16 protein-coding genes and 2 pseudogenes are annotated in these 18,103 nt (G+C 69.5%); all 18 read left to right on the forward strand.

The features are described from left to right. Positions 1-205, forward strand: a pseudogene (locus tag QMO14_RS25610) (DUF808 family protein); the annotation flags it as partial. Beyond that, a pseudogene (gene tssC, locus QMO14_RS25615) lies at positions 202-936 on the forward strand (type VI secretion system contractile sheath large subunit); the annotation flags it as partial. The pseudogenes QMO14_RS25610 and tssC, both read left to right, overlap by 4 nt. A 61-nt stretch (positions 937-997) precedes the next feature. After that, positions 998-1,480: a type VI secretion system tube protein Hcp gene (locus tag QMO14_RS25620; protein ID WP_301510603.1), complete on the forward strand. Its 483-nt coding sequence runs from the start codon at positions 998-1,000 to the stop codon at positions 1,478-1,480. A gap of 32 nt (positions 1,481-1,512) precedes the next feature. Next, on the forward strand, positions 1,513-1,974 hold the full coding sequence (gene tssE, locus QMO14_RS25625) for a type VI secretion system baseplate subunit TssE (RefSeq protein WP_301510604.1): 462 nt from the start codon (positions 1,513-1,515) through the stop codon (positions 1,972-1,974). Between the two features lies 1 nt (position 1,975). Next, the gene (gene tssF, locus QMO14_RS25630) at positions 1,976-3,781 is read left to right on the forward strand and encodes a type VI secretion system baseplate subunit TssF (RefSeq protein WP_301510606.1); all 1,806 of its coding nucleotides are present in this window, start codon (positions 1,976-1,978) and stop codon (positions 3,779-3,781) included. After that, positions 3,745-4,785 (forward strand): type VI secretion system baseplate subunit TssG, encoded by a 1,041-nt coding sequence (gene tssG, locus QMO14_RS25635; RefSeq protein ID WP_301510607.1) that lies wholly within the window; start codon positions 3,745-3,747, stop codon positions 4,783-4,785. Before tssF ends, tssG begins: the two co-directional genes overlap by 37 nt. Before the next feature lie 13 nt (positions 4,786-4,798). After that, positions 4,799-7,537, forward strand: coding sequence for a type VI secretion system ATPase TssH (gene tssH, locus QMO14_RS25640; RefSeq protein WP_301510609.1), 2,739 nt, complete (start codon positions 4,799-4,801; stop codon positions 7,535-7,537). Positions 7,538-7,558: 21 nt separating this feature from the next. Beyond that, complete coding sequence (locus QMO14_RS25645) at positions 7,559-9,502, forward strand: type VI secretion system Vgr family protein (RefSeq protein WP_367618172.1); 1,944 nt, start codon at positions 7,559-7,561, stop codon at positions 9,500-9,502. A 12-nt stretch (positions 9,503-9,514) separates the two neighbouring features. Further along, a complete protein-coding gene (locus QMO14_RS25650) occupies positions 9,515-10,240 on the forward strand; it encodes a toxin-antitoxin system YwqK family antitoxin (RefSeq protein WP_301510610.1) in 726 nt (241 codons plus the stop codon). A 3-nt stretch (positions 10,241-10,243) separates the two neighbouring features. Then, on the forward strand, positions 10,244-10,633 hold the full coding sequence (locus tag QMO14_RS25655; RefSeq protein ID WP_301510611.1) for a DUF4280 domain-containing protein: 390 nt from the start codon (positions 10,244-10,246) through the stop codon (positions 10,631-10,633). 39 nt (positions 10,634-10,672) lie between these two features. Further along, positions 10,673-10,879 (forward strand): hypothetical protein, encoded by a 207-nt coding sequence (locus QMO14_RS25660; protein WP_301510612.1) that lies wholly within the window; start codon positions 10,673-10,675, stop codon positions 10,877-10,879. Beyond that, entirely contained in the window at positions 10,876-11,940 is a 1,065-nt protein-coding gene (locus QMO14_RS25665; protein ID WP_301510613.1) for an ABC transporter substrate-binding protein, read from the forward strand. The genes QMO14_RS25660 and QMO14_RS25665 overlap by 4 nt, the downstream gene beginning before the upstream one ends. Before the next feature lie 24 nt (positions 11,941-11,964). Next, on the forward strand, positions 11,965-13,239 hold the full coding sequence (locus QMO14_RS25670) for a dicarboxylate/amino acid:cation symporter (protein WP_301510614.1): 1,275 nt from the start codon (positions 11,965-11,967) through the stop codon (positions 13,237-13,239). A 13-nt stretch (positions 13,240-13,252) separates the two neighbouring features. Beyond that, the gene (locus tag QMO14_RS25675; RefSeq protein ID WP_301510615.1) at positions 13,253-13,987 is read left to right on the forward strand and encodes an aspartate/glutamate racemase family protein; all 735 of its coding nucleotides are present in this window, start codon (positions 13,253-13,255) and stop codon (positions 13,985-13,987) included. Continuing rightward, positions 13,975-15,441 (forward strand): dicarboxylate/amino acid:cation symporter, encoded by a 1,467-nt coding sequence (locus QMO14_RS25680; protein WP_301510616.1) that lies wholly within the window; start codon positions 13,975-13,977, stop codon positions 15,439-15,441. Before QMO14_RS25675 ends, QMO14_RS25680 begins: the two co-directional genes overlap by 13 nt. Next, the gene (locus QMO14_RS25685; protein WP_301510617.1) at positions 15,438-15,914 is read left to right on the forward strand and encodes a hypothetical protein; all 477 of its coding nucleotides are present in this window, start codon (positions 15,438-15,440) and stop codon (positions 15,912-15,914) included. The genes QMO14_RS25680 and QMO14_RS25685 overlap by 4 nt, the downstream gene beginning before the upstream one ends. 59 nt (positions 15,915-15,973) lie before the next feature. Then, positions 15,974-17,314: a type VI secretion system baseplate subunit TssK gene (tssK, locus tag QMO14_RS25690; RefSeq protein WP_301510618.1), complete on the forward strand. Its 1,341-nt coding sequence runs from the start codon at positions 15,974-15,976 to the stop codon at positions 17,312-17,314. 7 nt (positions 17,315-17,321) lie between these two features. Then, a complete protein-coding gene (locus QMO14_RS25695; RefSeq protein ID WP_301510620.1) occupies positions 17,322-18,083 on the forward strand; it encodes a DotU family type IV/VI secretion system protein in 762 nt (253 codons plus the stop codon). The last annotated feature ends 20 nt before the right edge of the window (positions 18,084-18,103 follow it).

Below are 18,103 nucleotides of genomic sequence, written 5' to 3' on the forward strand. Positions count from 1 at the left end.
AATCATCGCCATCACGCTGGGCACCGTGCAGGGCCAGCCCTTCACCACGCAATTGACCGTGCTGGTGGGCATCGCGCTCATCATGACCGCCGGTGTCTACGGCCTCGTGGCCGGCATCGTGAAGCTCGACGACGCGGGTCTCTACCTGAGCCAGCGCGCAAGCTCTGGCGCACGGGCCCTGGGCGGGGGCATCCTGGCCGCGGCGCCAAGACCATTCCCGTGGAGAACTTCAACTACGAGGAAGACGTGGACGGCACCGACCACGGCAAGTACCTGTGGGCCAACGCGGCCTACCAGCTCGGCCTTCGCATCACGCAGGCGCACTCGCTGTACGGCTGGACCACCGCCATCCGCGGCGTCGAAGGCGGCGGCAAGGTCGACGGCATGGTGGCCCACGCCTACAAGACGGACGAAGGCGACATCGCGCTGAAGCCGCCGACGGAAGTGACCATCACCGACCGCCGCGAGAAGGAGTTGAGCGACCTGGGCTTCATCGCCATCGTCAACTCCAAGGGCTCGAACACCGCGGCCTTCTTCGGCGGCCAGACCGTCAACAAGCCCAAGGTGTACGACAAGGACGCGGCCAACGCCAATGCCGCCGTCTCCGCGCGCCTGCCTTACATCCTGGCCGCCTCGCGCTTCGCCCACTACCTGAAGGTGATCGTGCGCGACAAGATCGGCAGCTTCCAGACGCAGGCCGACATGCAGAAGCACCTGAACAACTGGGTCGCGAACTACGTGCTGGTGAGCCCGTCGGCGCCGCAGGCCATGAAGGCCAAGTACCCGCTGAGCCAGGCCCGCGTGGACGTGACCGAAGTGCCGGGCAAGCCGGGCTCGTACCGCGCCATCGCCTTCCTGAAGCCGCACTTTCAGCTGGAAGAGCTCTCGGCCTCGATCCGCCTGGTGGCCGACCTGCCGGCAGCGGCAGCAGCCTGATCGCCCATACCCCGTCGATCGACATCGACAACCAACCGACTGACAGAAAGAACTTTCGAAAATGCCTATCTACCTCAAGATGCCGGGCGTGACCGGCCAGACCCAGATCGAAGGCCACAAGGACGAGATGGAAGTGCAGAGCTTCCAGTTCGGCGCCGGCCTCGCCGTGACCTCGGGCACCTCCAACCAGGAGCGCACCGCGGGCAAGCCCAGCTTCTCCGAAATCACCGTGACGCGCACCAGCGACTCGGCCTCGCCCCAGCTGCTGCAGAAGCTCGCCGGCGGCGAAGTGTTCGGCGGCGACACCGTCATCACCTTCCCGCGCGAAGACAAGAGCGGCCTGCTGCCCCTGATGGTCGTGACCCTGACCGACGTGATCCTCAGCGGCTTCTCGGTGTCCAGCGGCGGCGACCTGCCCCAGGAAAGCATCTCGCTGAACTACGCGGCCATCAAGGTCGAGTACACGAAGCAGAAGGAAGAAGGCGGCCAGGAAGGCGTCGCACCTTTCGGCTGGGATATCTCCAAGAACGTCGCGGTGGCCTGACCGAGCGCCGCTGACCTCCGGCGCCAAGCACCGTGCCCGAACTCGTCAAAGGGGGCGTCGCCCCGCTGTTCGACCGGTTGGCGTCCGCGCAGTCCGAGCACGTCCGTGGTGCCGCGCATCTCGAGACGATGGAGTCCGTGCAGGACTCCATCGGCCGCGAGCTGCGCCGGCTCTTCAACACGCGCTCGCCGCTTTCGGCGGACGACTACGCGCAAGGCAGCGGCACCGTCCTGGAGTACGGCATTCCCGATTTTTCCGTGTTCAGCGCTCAGAACGCGGCCGACCTGCAGAGGTTGGCCGCGCTTCTGCGCACGGCCGTTTCGCGCTACGAGCCGCGCCTGTCGGAAGTGAGCGTGCAGGTCAGCCCCGCCCCCAACCGCCACGAGGTGGCGCTGGTGCGCATCGGCGCGCAGGCGCGCGCCGGCCTCGCGCTGCGCCGGGTGGACTTCGAGATGCTGCTGGGCGCGCCGGACAGCCTGATGAAAGTCGACTGACGTGTCCGACCTACAGCACAGCGACCTTCTGCAGTACTACAAGCGCGAGCTGTCCTACCTGAGGGGACAGGGTGCCGACTTCGCCCAGCGCTACCCCAAGGTCGCATCGCGCCTCTCGCTGCACGGCGGCGAGTCGCTCGATCCGCACACCGAACGCCTGATCGAGTCGGTGGCCTTCCTGTCGGCGCGCGTGCACCGCGACCTCGACCAGGAGTTTCCCGACGTCGCCTACGCCCTGCTCGACAACCTCTGCCCTTCGCTGGTGCAGCCGCTGCCATCGATGTCGGTGGCGCAGTTTGCCCTCGACCCCGCGCAGGGCAAGGTCACGGCGGGCTTCAAGGTGCCGCGCCACACCATGCTGCACGCGCGCACGACTTCGTCGTCTTCATCTTCTTCATCTTCGCCGTCCTCGCAGGACTGCCGCTTCCGCACCGCCTGGGACACCGTGCTGTGGCCGCTGCGCATCGCGCAAGCCGGCATCGATGCCGACGCCGTGCTGCGGCTGGTGCTCGAATGCGAGGCCGAGGCCGACTTCTGCGAGCTCGAGATCGACAGCCTGCGCATTCACCTGCAGGGCGACTGGATGACCACCATGCCGCTGTACGACGCGCTGGTGTCGGGCGTGAAGTCGGTGGCCGTCATTCCCGAAGGCGGCATGGCGCAAACGCTGCCGGCCGACGCATGGCGCGAGGTGGGCTTCGCCGAAGGCGAGGAAGTGCTGCCGCAGCCCGCCAACGCCCAGCCCGCCTACGGCCTGCTGCAGGAGTACTTCGCGTTCCCGCGCAAGTTCCATTTCTTCGACCTGCACCACCTGGGCTCGCGCCTGGGCAGCACTCGCCGCTGCGAGATCGCCTTCCAGCTCGATCGCTCCACGCGCGCGCTGCGCTACATCGACGCCGACAACTTCCAGCTCGGCTGCACGCCCATCGTCAACCTGTTCCCCCGCGTGAGCGAGCCGCTGGCGATGGACCAGCGCCACTACGAATACATGCTGGTGCCCGACCGCCAGCGCGACGCGACCACCGAGGTGCATTCCATCGTCTCGGTGGTGGCCTCCGACCCGGACGCCGACAAGCCCGTGAACGTGCCCGGCTTCGCCGCGCTGGGCCATGTGGACGGCGCACCGGGCGTGAAGGAAGGCGCGGTCTTCTGGTCCGCGCGCCGCGAGCCCTGCCTGCGCCAGAACATCCCGGGCACCGACGTCTTCCTTTCCTTCGTCGACCAGGGCAAGGCGCACACCCGCCCCGCGCAGCCGGTGGTCTACGCGCACCTGCTGTGCACCAACCGCCGCCTGGCCGAGCAGGTGCCCGTGGGCGCGCGCCTGCTGGCCGAGGGCCCGCCGCAGCCCACGCACGTGCGCTGCCTCTACGAGCCCACCGCTCAGCGCGATCCGCCGCTGGGCAGCGAAACGCTCTGGCGCCTGGTGTCGCTGCTCACGCTCAACCACCAGTCGCTGGTCGACGGCTCCACCGGCCGCGAGCAGCTGCGCGAAATGCTGCTGCTGTTCGCCTCCGACAGCCGCCGCGACCATGCGCAGATCCGCGGCATCGCCGGGCTCTCCGCGCGCGGCGTCACCGCGCACGTGGGCACGGAGGCCTGGCGCGGCTACTGCCGGGGCACGCAGGTCACGCTCGAATTCGAGGACGACGCCTTCGTCGGCGGCTCGCCGCTCATGATGTCGGCGGTGCTCGCGCGCTTCTTCGCGATGTACACCTCGGTGAACTCCTTCGTGCGCCTCGCGGTGCGCAGCGGCGAGGAGATCCGCAAGCAATGGGCCCCGATGACGGGCCGGCAGGTGGTGCTGTGATCGTCGAAGAGCTCGCCGCCCGCCCGCAGGACTTCAACCTGTTCCAGGCCATCAGCCTGCTCGAGCGCGCCGCGCCCGACGCGTTGCCGGTGGGCCGCTCGCAGGGCCCGCGCGAACGCGAGGCCGTGCGGCTGCACGCCTTCGTCTCGCTCGCCTTCGAGGCCAGCGATGTGCGCGAAGTCGGCACCGGGGCCGTCACCGGCGAGCCCTGGACGCTCACCACGCCCGCGCTCTCGCTGGCCGGCAGCGGCGGCCCGCTGCCGATGCCCTTCACCGAGATGCTGCTGGAGCGCCGCCAGCAGCGCGACCATGCCACTGGCGACTTCCTCGACATCTTCAACCACCGCTTCCTGGCCTTTCTCTACCGCAGCCGGCGCAAGCACCACGTGGCGCTCAACCCGCAGTCGCCCTCGCGCTCCACGCTGGCCAGCACGCTCGATGCCGCCAGCGCGCTGGGCCTGCGCGCCGGCGTGCGAGCGCCCGACGGCTCGGCCCTGTGGCTGCGGCATGCCGGCCTGCTCGGCGGCGCGCCGCGCGGCATGACCGCCCTGCTCGCGCTGCTGCGCGACCGCCTCGGCGTGCAGGTGGACGGCACGCAGTTCCGCGGCCGCTGGCTGGCGCTGGAGCCCGATGCCACGGCGCGGCTGGACATGCGCACGCCGCTGGGCGGCGGCGCGGTGCTCGGCAAGCGCGTGTGGGACCAGGGAGCGGGCATCCGCCTCGTCTTCGGCAACCTGAGCCAGCAGCGGCTGCGCGAACTGCTGCCCAAGGGCGCCGACCACGCGCTCGCCAAATGGCTGGTGCGCCGCTTCATCCCGCAGGACCTGAAGGTCGAGATGGAGCTGCGGCTGGCGCCCGCCGAGCGGCGCAGCAGCGTGCTCGGCGCTGCCAACCCGATGCGGCTGGGCTGGACCTCGTGGGTCGCCGGGCCGGCCTTCCGCGGCGCGCTGCCGCCCGTTCAACACACCCTGACCAGCGACGGCGGCGACGCGCCCCTCGCCTGATCCGAACATCCCTATGGACATCGACATCCGCACCCTGCTCGGCCGGCTCAACCCGGAGTGCAAGCGCGCCATGGAGCAGGCCGCCGAGCTGTGCGTGCAGCAGACGCACTACAACGTCGACATCGAGCACCTGCTGATGAAGCTGGTGGACAACGAAGCGCCCGACCTGCGGCTGGTGTTCGGCCGTTTCGGCATCCGGCCCGACACGGTGCAGGCGCAGCTGCAGAAGTCGCTGGACACCTTCAAGCGCGGCAATGGCCGCACGCCCAGCCTCGCGCCCGACTTCGCACCGCTCTTCCAGGAAGCCTGGCTCATGAGCTCGATGCTGCTGGGCCAGCAGCATGTGCGCTCGGGCACGCTGATGCTGGCGCTGCTCGAGGTCGATCGCCTGCGCGGCCGGCTGGTCGACGCGGCGCCCGCGCTGCTGCAGATTCCGCGCGGCTCGCTGCGTGACGAGCTTGCCGGCCTGCTGCAGTCTTCGCCCGAAGAGGCGGCTGGTGCCGCGCTGGCCGCCGCGCCGATCGCGCCGGCGCCCTACACGCCTGCAGCGCACCAGCCCGCAGCGCCGCAACCTGCTCCCGAAGCAGGCGCGATGCAGATGCCCACCGCGCGCCGCAGCAGCTCGGCCACGCCATCGCTCGACCAGTACACGGTCGACATGACGCAGCTCGCACGCGACGGCGCCATCGACCCCATCCGCGGCCGCGACGGCGAGATCCGCCAGATCATCGACGTGCTGCTGCGCCGCCGCCAGAACAACCCCATCCTCACCGGCGAGGCCGGCGTGGGCAAGACGGCCGTGGTCGAGGGCTTCGCGCAGCGCGTGGTGCAGGGCGACGTGCCGCCCGCGCTGCGCCAGGTTTCGGTGCGCTCGCTCGACCTGGCGCTGCTGCAGGCCGGCGCGGGCGTGAAGGGCGAGTTCGAGAACCGGCTCAAGTCGGTCATCGCCGAGGTCAAGGCTTCGCCGACGCCGGTGATCCTTTTCATCGACGAGGCGCACCAACTCATCGGCGCGGGCGGCGCCGAGGGCCAGGGCGACGCGGCCAACCTGCTCAAGCCCGCGCTCGCTCGCGGCGAGCTGCGCACCATCGCCGCCACCACCTGGGCCGAGTACAAGAAATACGTGGAGCGCGATCCGGCGCTGGCGCGGCGCTTCCAGGTCGTGAAGGTGGAAGAGCCCAGCGAGGAAGTTGCGATCGACATGCTGCGCGGCATGGTCGAGACGCTGGAGAAGCACCACGGCGTGGAGATCGTCGACGACGCGGTGCGCGAGGCGGTCAAGCTCTCGCACCGCTACATCACCGGCCGCCAGCTGCCCGACAAGGCCATCAGCGTGCTCGACACCGCCTGCGCGCGCGTGGCCATCGGGCAGAACGGGCTGCCGGCCGAACTCGAATCGGCCGCGCGCGACATCGCCACCGGCGAGAGCGAGCTGCGCGTGCTGCGCCATGAAGCGGCCACGGGCGGCGACCACCAGGAAGCCATCGCCGCACTCTCCGGGCGGCTCGAGGCGCTGCGCCAGAAGCACAAGCGCCTGTCCGACAAGGTCGACGAGGAGAAGCACGCGGTAATGGAGATCGTCGCGCTGCGCCGCAAGATCGCCGAGAACCTGCGCAGCGACGCGCCGCCGGCCGACGAGGAGAACGACCCCGCCCTGCTCACCGCCGCGCTGCGCCGGCTGGAGAAGGGCCTGGAAGCGCTGCAGAACGATGAACCCATGGTGCCGGTGTGCGTCGACGGCGTCATGGTGGCCGAGGTCATCTCCGGCTGGACCGGCATCCCGGTCGGCAAGATGATGACCGACGAGCTGCACACGGTGCTCAACCTGAAGGAGAAGCTGGCCGAGCGCGTGGTCGGCCAGGACGACGCCCTCGACGCCATCGCGCGACGCATCCGCACCTTCCACGCCGACCTCGACGACCCCGGCAAGCCCGTGGGCGTGTTCATGCTGGTGGGCCCGAGCGGCGTGGGCAAGACCGAGACGGCCTTCGCGCTGGCCGACCTGCTGTACGGCGGCGAGCGCAACGTCATCACCGTGAACATGTCGGAGTTCCAGGAGGCGCACACCGTCTCCAGCCTCAAGGGCGCGCCGCCCGGCTACGTGGGCTACGGGCGCGGCGGCGTGCTCACCGAGGCGGTGCGCCGCCGGCCCTACAGCGTGGTGCTGCTCGACGAGATGGAGAAGGCGCACCCCGACGTGCTGGAGCTGTTCTTCCAGGTGTTCGACAAGGGCACGATGGAAGACGGCGAAGGCGTGCTGATCGACTTCAAGAACACGCTGATCCTGCTGACCTCCAACGCCGCGCAGGACGTGATCACGCAGGCCTCGCAGGGCGGGCGCAGGCCCGACCCCGAGGAGCTGGTGGAGCGCCTGCGCCCCGAACTGCTCAGGCAGTTCAGCCCTGCCTTCCTGGGCCGGCTGGCGCTGGTGCCGTACCACCACCTGGGCGACGGGCAGATCCGCGCCATCGTCACCCTCAAGCTGGGCAAGCTGGCGCGGCGCTTCTCGCTGAACCATCACGCCGAATTCACCTGGGATGCGCAGGTGGAAGACGCCATCACCGCGCGCTGCACCGAGGTGGACAGCGGCGCGCGCAACATCGACCACATCCTCGCGCACGCGGTGCTGCCCGAGCTTTCGCGCCAGGTGCTGGAACGCATCTCGATGGCTGCAGCCTTCACTGGCGTGCACATGAGCGTGGGTGCCGGCGGCGCCTTCGCCTTCGGCTTCGAGCCGTCGACGCTGAGCTGAGCCGGATCGGAACGAAAAGCGATGAACATGCGCGAAGGCTTCACCCAGAACGCCGCCTTTCTGACGGTGAGGACGGCGCTCGGGGCCGACGGACTGCTGCTCGACACTTTTCAGGCCACCGAGGGCCTGTCGCAGCTTTTCGCCTGCTCGCTCACCATGCGCTCGCACGACGGCACGCTGCAGGCCGCCACCCTGATCGGCACCTCGGCCACGGTCGTGCTGCAGCGGCCCGAGAAGGAGAGCCGCTTCTTCAACGGCATCGTCTCGCGCTTCACCTACCTGGGCAGCAGCCGCGACTTCGCGACCTACACGCTCGAACTGGTGCCCCGCATGTGGCTGCTCACCCTGGGCCGCGACCGCGTGATCTACCAGAACCTGAGCACGCCCGACATCGTGCAGAAGGTGCTCGACGAGTTCGGCGTGGAGTTCCAGCTCCAGCTCACCGGCAGCTACACGCCGCGCGAGTACTGCGTGCGCTACGACGAGACGGCCTTCGACTTCGTCTCGCGGCTGATGGAAGAGGAAGGCATCTTCTACTTCTTCACCTTCACGGACGGCGCGCACAAGCTGGTGCTGGCCGACGCCAATTCGGCTTGCGCGCCGTGCACGCACGCGGAAAAACTGGTCGTGCGCAGCGGCGAGGAAGGCTTCGCGCACGCACATGCCGTCACTCGCTTCGAGTCGGACGCGCGGCTGGTGACCAAGTCGCACTCGGTGGACGACTACGACTTCCTCACGCCCGACACCAGTCTGCTGAAGCAGATCGACGGCAAGTCCGGGCGCGGCGCCGACTACGAATACCCCTCGCGCGTGGCGCTGGCAGCAGGCGAGCCGCGCGCGCGCCTCCGCCTGGAAGAACACCAGACCGGCAGCCAGTCGGGCCGCGGCGACAGCCATTGCCACTACCTCACGCCCGGCACCACCTTCACGCTGGAAGAGCACCCGCGCGCGGACCTCAACGTGGAGCACCTGGTGCACAGCGTGCGGCACCACGCCGACCTGGAGCACTACGGCAACAGCTTCGAGACCCTGCCCCCGGCCATGCCCTTCCGCCCGCCGCGCGTCACGCCGCGGCCGGTGGTGGCGGGCAGCCATACGGCGCGGGTGGTGGGCCCCGCGGGCGAAGAGATCTGGACCGACCAGCACGGGCGCATCAAGGTGCAGTTCCCATGGGACCGCCTGGGCAAGAAGGACGAGAAGAGCTCGTGCTGGATCCGGGTGTCGCAGATGTGGGCCGGCGAAGGCTGGGGCGCGCTCTTCCTGCCGCGTATCGGGCAGGAAGTGATCGTGAGCTACGTCGACGGCGACCCGGACCGGCCGCTGGTCTCGGGCAGCGTCTACAACGGCACGCACGCCACGCCGGTCGCGCTGCCGGGATCGTCGTCGCAAAGCACCATCCGTTCACGCTCGACCAAGTCCGGCGAGGCCGGCAACGAACTGCGCTTCGAGGACAAGAAGGACGCCGAGGAGCTCTACATGCACGCGCAGAAGGACATGCGCGTGGAAATCGAGAACGACCTCACCACCACCGTGATGGCCGGCAACGAGCTGCACACCGTCACCAAGGGCAATCGCACCGTCAAGGTAGACACCGGCAACGAGACCCACTCGGTGAAGGGCACGCGCGCGCTCGACGTCACCGGCAACGAGACGCACGACAACAAGGCCAACTTCACGCAGACGGTGACGGGCAACTACGAGCTCAAGGTCACGGGCAACCTGGTGATCGACGTGACGGGCACGCTGCTCATCAAGTCGGCGCAGACGCTGGACCTGAAGGCCGGCACGAACCTGGGCGCCAACGCCGGCATCAACCTCAAGGCCGAGGCCGGTGTATCCCTGGCGGCCAAGGGCGGAGTCACGCTGTCGAACGAGGCGCCTTCGATCAGCAGCAAGGCCTCCGGCATGCACGAGGTCGAAGGCAGCATGCTCGCGCTCAAGGGCGGGCTGGTGAAGATCAATTGAGTGAGCGGCGCCATGGCACTTCCATCCATCCCCGCGAAAGACCTTGCCTCGCTACCCGAGCCCGTGGTGCGCGAGACGCTGGACGGCGCCGGCCGGACGGTGGTGCGCGCCGTCTTGCTGGGCGACCTGCCGCACGGGCCGATGCAGGTCTTCTCGGCGCCGGGCATGCCCATGTTCGACGCCGCCTACCAGGCGGGCCTGCCGCACGGCGCGATGCGGATGTTCGACGAACGTGGCCAGCTTCTGCAGGAAACGCAGCGCCTGGGCGGCCTGGCCGAAGGCATCACGCGCACCTACTACCCCACCGGCAAGCTGATGCAGACGCAGCAGCACGTGCGCGGCGTGCTGCACGGCGAGGCGGTGTCGTATGCCGAATCGGGCGACGTCACCGCGCGCCTGCCCTATGCGGCCGGGCGCCTCGAAGGCGAGGCCAGCTACTTCCACGAAGGCCGCATGCTGCGGCGCGAGCGCTACCGCGCCGGGCTGCTCGACGGCGAGGCCGTCGACTACGCGCCCGGCGGCGGCGTGGCGCAGTCGTCCACCTACGTGGCAAACGTGCTGCACGGCCCGCTGCGCCGCTTCTGGCCCAACGGGCAGCTGATGGAAGAGATCGCCTACCGCCAGGGCAAGCCGTACGGCGGCGCGCGCCGCTTCGACCAGGCGGGCCGCGAGATCGTGGAAACCGCCGCATCGCCGGGCTTCATGAAGAGCCTGGAAAAACTCGTGAGGGGAGGCTGAGCCATGGGCATGCACGTCTGCATGGGGGCCACGCTGCAGTGCAGCTTCGGCGCCGCGCCCTCCAATCTCGTGGTGCTTCCGGTCAGCAGCGTGCTCACCGGCGGCGTACCGGCCGCCAACATCATGGACAACAAGCCGATAGTCAACGTCATGCCTTTCGGCACCTGCAACAGCATGTCGAACCCGATGGTGGCGGCGGCCACCGCCGCCGCGCTCGGCGCCTTCACGCCCATGCCCTGCATCCCGGTGACGGCCGCGCCCTGGGCGCCCGGTTCGCCCACGGTGCTGGTCGGCAACATGCCCGCGCTGCAGGACAGCTCCAAGCTCGCCTGCAACTGGGGCGGCGTGATCCAGGTGGTCGCGCCCGGGCAGTTCACCTCCATGGTTCCCTGAAACGAACGAATAACAACGAACGGCACGCCCGACCACCCCATGTCCCAATACGTTTTCACGATGAGTTCGCGCATGGTCGCCATCACGGCGGCCTGCCTGGTGCTGCTGTGTGTCCTGCTGTTCCTGATGGGCATCGAGATCGGCAAGCTGCTGGCGCCCGCGCCCGCCATCGCCGCCCCGGCGCAGCAGCAGGCACCGCCCCAATCCCCTCCCCCCGCGCCGGCCCCCGTGGCTCCAGCCCAATGACCCAACCGACTCCAAGCATGTCGAACAACGCACGACACCTCACGGGCATGCACAACGCGCTGCGTCGCCTTGCCCTTCCCACCCTGCTGGCGCTCGCCGGCCTCTGCGCCGGCGCGAGCGCTCTCGCAGCGGGCGAACGGCCTGTGGTGCAGGGCACGCTCTCGGTACCCGCCAGTGCAAGCGCCACGACCGCCACGACCGTAGCGGCCGCGGCGCCAGCGGCAACGCCCGCACCGGCAGCGGCCACCTTCGCCGTCGAACCCACCTCCACCGCCGCGCCCCCCGCGCTCGTGAACGGCCTGGTGCGCGTGGCCGACGGCCGCCTGCTCGCGCCGGACATCGCCCGCATCGTGAACCGCGGCGAGCTGGTGGTGGCCATGCTCAAGGTCGATACGCCGCCCTTCTTCTTCTTCGACGACAGCGGCCAGTGGACAGGCCTCGAAGTGGGCCTGGCCCAGTCGCTGGCCAATGAACTGGGCGTGAAGCTGCGCTTCAACCGCGAGGCCGGCACCTTCAACGCGGTGGTCGACCTGCTCGCCAGCGGCCAGGCCGACCTGGCGATCAGCAAGCTCTCGCGCACGCTGGCGCGCTCGCAGACCATCGCCTTCAGCGACGCCTACCTCACGCTGAACCACTCGCTGATCCTCAACCGCGTGAAGTTCGCGCAGCTCGCGCGCGGACGGCCGCTGCCCGAGGTCATCCGCAACTTCGACGGCAGCATCGGAGTGATCGCGAAGTCTTCGTTCGCCGACTACGCGCGCGCCAACTTCCCGCGCGCCAGGGTGCAGGAATTTCCCACCTGGAACGACGTGCTCGTGGCCGTGTACAAGGGCGAGATCGTGAGCGCCTACCGCGACGAGTTCGAGGTCAAGCGCGTGCTCAAGACCGACCCCACCGTCTCGCTGGTGCTGCGCACGGTGACGCTGAAGGACCTGGAGGACACGCTGGGCATCGGCGTGGCCGTGACCGACACCACGCTGCTGGCCTTCGTCAACCAGTTCCTCGCGCAGCGCGCCGAGAAGCTGGACATCCAGAAGGTGCTGCAGGCACTCGACCGCTGAGCGGCACAGCACGCCCGAACCATCATGAACACCTCCAAGATTTACGCCTTCGTCCTCAACCCCTGGGTCGTGATCATCAGCCTCGGCGCCGGCGTCGCCTTCGGCATGCTCGCGCCGTTGCTGGCCACGCCGCTGGCCTTCGTGGGCGACATCTACGTCGACCTGCTGAAGATGATCACGCTGCCCTTCATGGTCTCGGCCGTGATCTTCAGCCTGCAGCGCCTGTTCCGCGACGGCGGCACGGCCAGCCTGCTGGGCCGGGTGGCGCTGGTGTTCCTCGCGTTCTCGGCCTTCGTGGCCATCGCGGGCGCGGCCACGCTGCTCATCCTTCGCCCCGGCGAGAACCTGCCGACCAGCACCATGCATACCTTCGGCCAGATCGTGGGCGGCGACTTGAGCGCCAGCGACACGGCCATGAACCTGCGCGGCGTCGACGAGCCCAAGAAGACCGCCAGCTTCGCCGACATGCTGGTGAGCCTGGTTCCCGCCAACATCTTCTCGGCGCTGGCCAATGGCGACACGCTGAAGACGCTGGTGTTCGCGCTGCTCTTCGGCCTGGCGGTGGGGCACGTGCCCACGCGCATCTCCGACGGCCTCACGCAGGCGCTGGAAACCGTCTACCACGCCTGCCAGACGCTGATGCGCTGGCTGAGTTTTCCGCTGCCGGTGGTGCTTTTCTGCATGAGCGCGGCGCAGCTGGGCAAGACCGGCATCGAGCCGCTGAAGGCGATGGGCGCCTTCGTGCTCGCCTTCCTCATCGTGTCGGCACTGCTGCTGGTGGTGGCGGCGGTCATCATCTGGAAGCGCTCGAACGGCACGCTGGGGCAGACGCTCAACGCGCTGCGCGGTCCCTTCGCGCTGGCACTGGCCACGCGCAGCAGCGCCACCTGCATGCCGATCATGATCGAGAGCCTGGTCACGCGGCTGGGCTTCGCGCGCTCGCGCGTGGAGCTGCTGGTGCCGCTGACGGTGTCGCTGCTGCGCATCGGGCCGGTCGTGTACTACGTGTGCGCCACGCTCTTCATCGCGCAGATCTACGGCCGCTCGCTGTCGCCGGTCGAGATCGGGATCGTGCTCACCTCTTCCGTCCTGGCGGGCTTCGCCTCGGCCGGCATGACGGGACTGGTGACGGTGTCTCTGATCGGGATGACCTGCACCTACCTGGGCCTGCCCTTCGAGGCGGCCTTCATCCTGTTCCTGGCGGTGGACCCGGTGTGCGACATGCTGCGCACGCTGGTGCTGGTCATCGGCAACACGGCCGCGGTGGCGGTGGTGTGCCCGCGGCCGTTGAAGATCTGAGGAAGGCGCCTTCATGTCACGCATCGGCGTCCTAGGCGGCATGGGTCCATCGGCAACGGTGGACTTCATGGAGAAGATCATCCAGCTCACCCCCGCCACGCGCGACCAGGAGCACCTGCCGGTGATCGTGGCGAACCTGCCGCACGTGCCCGACCGCTCCAGCGCCATCCTGGGCACAGGCCCCGATCCGCTCGATGCGCTGCTCGCGGGCATCGACGTGCTCAACGACGCCGGCGTGGGCGTGATCGCGATCCCCTGCAACTCGTCGCACCACTGGTACACGCAGATCGCGGCCCACAGCCGCGCGCCGGTGATCCACATCGCGCAGTCGTGCGTGGCCGCGATCGCGACGGCCTCCGAAGACCGGCCGGTGCGGGTCGCGGTGCTGGCCACGCGCGGCGCGCTGGCCTCGGGCTTCTACCAGCAGGCGCTGCGCGAGCGCGGCATCGACTTCCTCGTGCCCGATGCGGCCACCGGCCAGGACCACGTCGACGCCTGCATCCGCGCCGTGAAGGGCGGCGACGTGCGGGCCGGCGCGGCCGCTTTCGCGATGGCGCTCGAAGCACTGGCCGCCACGGGTGCCACCGCCGTGATCATGGGCTGCACGGAGTTGCCTATAGCGGCACATGCCGCTCAGGCCGCCGAGCACACGCCGCTCGCGCTGGTCGACAGCTCGCTGGAGCTGGCCCGCGCCACGGTCGCCTTCGCGCTCGACAAGGGATGGAACAAGCCGGCATGGGTTTCCTGACGCGCATGTCCCACAGCCTGCTCGCCCTGCTGGCCTGCATGGCGGCAGGCGCCGCCGCGGGCATCTACCTGCCAATGCTGGGCGAGGTCGCGTACACGGCGGCACAGGTCTACCTGGCGATCGTCAGCATGGCGGCCATTCCGCTGCTGGTGGTCGCAACCTTCTTCGGCCTGCGCCAGACCATGGGCCTGCCTTTTCCGGGACGGCGCATCGCGATGATCGCGGGCCTCGCGCTGCTGCTGGTGGTGAGCTGCGCCGCCACCGGGCTCGCACTGGGTTGGGTGAACGCGCCGGGCGCGCAACTGGACGCCGAAGCGCGCGAACACCTCGGCGAGCTGGTGCAGAGGGCGGGCGATGGCGGCGACATCGAGATGCGCCTGTACGACCAGGGCACGCAGGCCACTTCCATCGAGCGCCCGCGCGCCAGCGTGGTGCCCGACAACTTCTTCCGCGTGCTGGCAGAAGGCCGCTCGCTGGGCATCCTCTCGTGCGCGCTGCTTTTCGGACTGGCCTTCGCGGCACTGGCGCGCACGCAGCACGCGGCGCTCAACCACATGTTCGAGGGCATCTACCGCACGCTCGAACTCATCATCGCGCGCGCCAACATCCTGCTGCCGGTGGTGGCCTTCGGCATGTCGGCGCACGTGCTGTCGCAGACCGACGCGGTGACCATCCGCGCGATGAGCGGCTTCCTGCTGCACTTCGTGGTGCTGGTGGCGCTGCTGGGCGGGGCTGCCATCGCCGTCATCCACCGGCGCGGCAACCAGCCGCTGGCCGAGGTGCTGCAGCACCTGAAGACGCCGATGCTGGTGAGCCTGACGTCGTCGAGCACCACGGCGAGCATCCCGCACACCATCGAGGCGATGAGCGCGCGGCTGGGCTTCAGCCGCGGCATCGTCGAGCTGGTGGTGCCCACGGCGTCGGTGTTCCTGCGCGCGGGCTCGGCGCTCTACTACGTGCTTGCGGCGCTGTTCGTCGCCAACATCTACGACCGCGCGCTGGTGCCGGCCGACATCGCCACCATCGGCATCGGCGCGACCATCGCGGCCTTTGCCTCGGCCGGCAACAACAGCATGACCAACGTGGGCTACGCCGGCATCGTGCTGTCGATGCTGCAGTTGCCCATCGAGGCGGCGCTGGCGCTGTTCCTGGCGATCGACCTGATCTGCGAGGGGCCGCGCAACCTGCTGACGCTGCTGGCCACCTGCGCGCTGATTTCCGTGGTGTCGGCCGGCCTGCCTTCGGAGCGCGTGACGGCGCCGGCCGCCGAGATCAAGCCCGCCCAGCCGCTGCGCTTCGTGTTCGCGCGCGGGCACGTCGCGCTGCTGGCGGGCTGCAGCGTGCTGGCCTCGGTGCTGATTCTGCTGATGGGCATCGCCGTGGGTGTGCGGCAGGCGCAGCCGGCGGTCACGCAGGCCTCTTCCGCCACGGCGAACACAGGAATCCAGCGATGAACCGGACGAACAACCTTTTCAAATGGATAGCTGCGCTGCTGCTCCTCGTGGAGCTCGCCGCATGCGGCAGCCTCTTTCCCAAAGGCACGCGCGTGAACTGGAGCGAACTCACGCTCTCGGCCGCGCCCGGCGCCAACCAGAACAGCCCGGTCGCGGTCGACGTGGTGATGGTGCTCGACGACGCGATGCTCGCACGCGTGACCGAGCTCACGGCCGCCAAGTGGTTCGGCGCGCGCGCCGACCTGCAGAAGACCTTTCCGCAGAGCCTGTCGTACCTCTCGTGGGAGCTGGTGCCGGGCCAGACGATCCGCGTGCCGTCGAGCGCCATCGGCTCGCCGCGCGTGGCGGCGGTGCTCGTCTTCGCGAACTACACCACGCCCGGCGCGAACCGCGTACGGGTGGAAGACCTCAAGGGCCCGATCGTGGCCCGCTTCGATGCACAGAGCTTCGACGTGTCGGCCGCGTCACGTTGAACAACCCGGATCCCTTCAAGTGAACCAACAACTCCAACACAGCCGCGCGGGAGAGCACCATGTCTGACCTGCACCGCGCCGCCCCCATCACCGACCGCGTCGAGTGGCATGAAGGCATGCTGCTGTCGCCGCAGCATTTCCAGCAGTTCTCGGCGCGCATGGACACCCTCGTCGCCTGGCAGATGCTGGCCGCCGCGCCTTTCGCCTGGGGCGTGCGCCGCCTGGTGTTCGACCAGGGCCTGCTGCCCGCCGGCCTGCTGCGCGTGCTGGCGCTCGAAGCCATCCTGCCCGACGGCACGGCGGTGCAGTTCTCGGCCGCCGAGGCCGCGCACGGCGCGCTCGAACTCTCGCTTGCGCCCTACGCCGAGCGGCTGGCCAACGAGCCGCTGGACATCTACCTCACGCTGCCCGTGACCACGCCCAACCGGCATCGCGCCGCGACGGTGCGCTTCCGCTCGGTGGCCGGCGCTCCGGTGGAGGACGCGGTGTCCGACGCCGAGCCCGCGAACATCCCGCGCATGCTGCCGCGCCTCGCGCTGAGTGCCGGCGCGGTGCCGCCCGGCACGCACGTGCACCTGCGCCTGGGCCAGGTCTTCAAGGACAACGAGGTCGTGAAGCTGGGCGACGCGCAGCCGCCGCTGCTGGAGGTAGCGCGCGACAACCCGCTGTGGACGGCCGCGTCCGCCCTGCTGGGCCAGTTGCGCGGCAAGGCCGCCTTCGTGGCCAAGCAGACGGCAGTGCCCTCCTCGCGCGTGGACGACCGCCTCGCGCACCTGGAGCTGAAGGACCGGCTGCGCAGCCTGCTGTCGGGCCTGCCCCATGCGGAGGCCGTGATGCGCACGCCGCACCTGCATCCGCTGCCCATGTACTGGTCGCTTTGCGCGCTGCTGGCCTCGCTGAGCCTGCTGCGCCCGGGCGGCGTACCGCCGGTGCCGATGGACTACGACCACGCCGACCCTTCGCGCGTGTTCCGGCCGCTGCTGCTGGCGCTGCGCGATGCGGTTTCGGAGGTGAGCCAGGAGTACCGCGAGCACAAGTTCGATTTCCGCCAGGGCGCCTTCGAGACCACGCTGCAGCCGCAGTGGGTGTCGGGCGCGCGCATCGTGGTGGGCCTGCGCGGGCAGTCCGACAAGGACCTGATGGCCTGGATGGACAGCGCCATCGTCGGCTCGCAGTCGGCCTACCCCTCGCTGCGCGAGCGCCGCGTGCTGGGCGCGGTGCGCCGCTGCATCGAGTCGGCCGACGAGCTGGGCCTGCGCCCGGGCTCGGGCTACCTGCTCTACGCGATCCAGACCAGCGCGGCGCTGACCGTTCCCGGCGAGCTGCTGGTGATCGCCAATGCCAACGAAGGCGCCACCGCGCAGCCTCCGCAGGAAATCGTGCTGTTCATCAAGGATTGACCGGACCATGGCACGCAACCTCCCCGACCTCGCGGTCGACGACCACATCACGAGGCAGTTCCGCGCCTTCTACGACGAGATCGTGAAGGCACGCGACCGCACCGCCGAATCGCGCGAGAGCGACATCGACGCGGTGGCGCAGACGCTGGCGCGCCACCTGGAGAACCTGCTGGAGCTGCAGTCGCTCGAATCGCGCCGCGAGAGCACGCGCTTCGAACTCGAGAACGTGGCCGACGCCCGCTACCTCAAGGCCGCGCTGGCCGACGAGATCCTGCTGCACACGCCGTGGATCGGCCGCGAGCGCTGGACGGGGCACCTGCTGGAATCGTCACTGTTCCGCACCAACATCGCGGGCGACCTGGTGTTCAGCCGCATCGAGGAACTGCTGTCGGGGCGCGAGCCCTCCAAGCGCGACATCGCGCGGCTGTACCTCTTCGCGCTGGCGCTGGGCTTCCAGGGCAAGTACCGGGGCGCGGGCGAGGAGGCCCGCCTGCTCGGCTACCGCGAGGAGCTCTTCCAGTTCGTCTACCAGCGGCCGGCCGATTTCTCGGGCCGCGACCGCGTGGTGTCGGAGCGGGCCTACGCGAGCACGCTCTCGCACATCGCGCCGCGCAAGCTGCCCACGCTGAGCCGCTGGACGGTGCTGTTCCTGCTGGGCGTGGCCACGCTGCTGGCGGTGTCGGAGCTGCTGTGGCTGTGGCAGTCGTGGCCGGTGCGGCAGGTGCTGCAGCCGGGCGCGGTCGAAGCATCGGGGGCCTACCTGCGATGAACGGCATGCGTCTCCACAAG

Origin of the sequence: Variovorax sp. CAN15, assembly GCF_030462475.1 — a bacterium.
Classification (GTDB): domain Bacteria; phylum Pseudomonadota; class Gammaproteobacteria; order Burkholderiales; family Burkholderiaceae_C; genus Variovorax.

Bases quoted from the DNA above. Each gene is read 5' to 3' on its own strand.
- tssH (WP_301510609.1), top strand. From the start codon at position 4,799: ATGGACATCGACATCCGCACCCTGCTCGGCCGGCTCAACCCGGAGTGC.
- QMO14_RS25670 (WP_301510614.1), top strand. From the start codon at position 11,965: ATGAACACCTCCAAGATTTACGCCTTCGTCCTCAACCCCTGGGTCGTG.
- QMO14_RS25655 (WP_301510611.1), top strand. From the start codon at position 10,244: ATGGGCATGCACGTCTGCATGGGGGCCACGCTGCAGTGCAGCTTCGGC.
- QMO14_RS25695 (WP_301510620.1), top strand. From the start codon at position 17,322: ATGGCACGCAACCTCCCCGACCTCGCGGTCGACGACCACATCACGAGG.
- tssG (WP_301510607.1), top strand. From the start codon at position 3,745: ATGGGCCCCGATGACGGGCCGGCAGGTGGTGCTGTGATCGTCGAAGAG.
- tssK (WP_301510618.1), top strand. From the start codon at position 15,974: ATGTCTGACCTGCACCGCGCCGCCCCCATCACCGACCGCGTCGAGTGG.
- QMO14_RS25620 (WP_301510603.1), top strand. From the start codon at position 998: ATGCCTATCTACCTCAAGATGCCGGGCGTGACCGGCCAGACCCAGATC.
- QMO14_RS25665 (WP_301510613.1), top strand. From the start codon at position 10,876: ATGACCCAACCGACTCCAAGCATGTCGAACAACGCACGACACCTCACG.
- QMO14_RS25685 (WP_301510617.1), top strand. From the start codon at position 15,438: ATGAACCGGACGAACAACCTTTTCAAATGGATAGCTGCGCTGCTGCTC.
- QMO14_RS25645 (WP_367618172.1), top strand. From the start codon at position 7,559: ATGAACATGCGCGAAGGCTTCACCCAGAACGCCGCCTTTCTGACGGTG.
- QMO14_RS25675 (WP_301510615.1), top strand. From the start codon at position 13,253: ATGTCACGCATCGGCGTCCTAGGCGGCATGGGTCCATCGGCAACGGTG.
- QMO14_RS25660 (WP_301510612.1), top strand. From the start codon at position 10,673: ATGTCCCAATACGTTTTCACGATGAGTTCGCGCATGGTCGCCATCACG.
- QMO14_RS25680 (WP_301510616.1), top strand. From the start codon at position 13,975: ATGGGTTTCCTGACGCGCATGTCCCACAGCCTGCTCGCCCTGCTGGCC.
- QMO14_RS25650 (WP_301510610.1), top strand. From the start codon at position 9,515: ATGGCACTTCCATCCATCCCCGCGAAAGACCTTGCCTCGCTACCCGAG.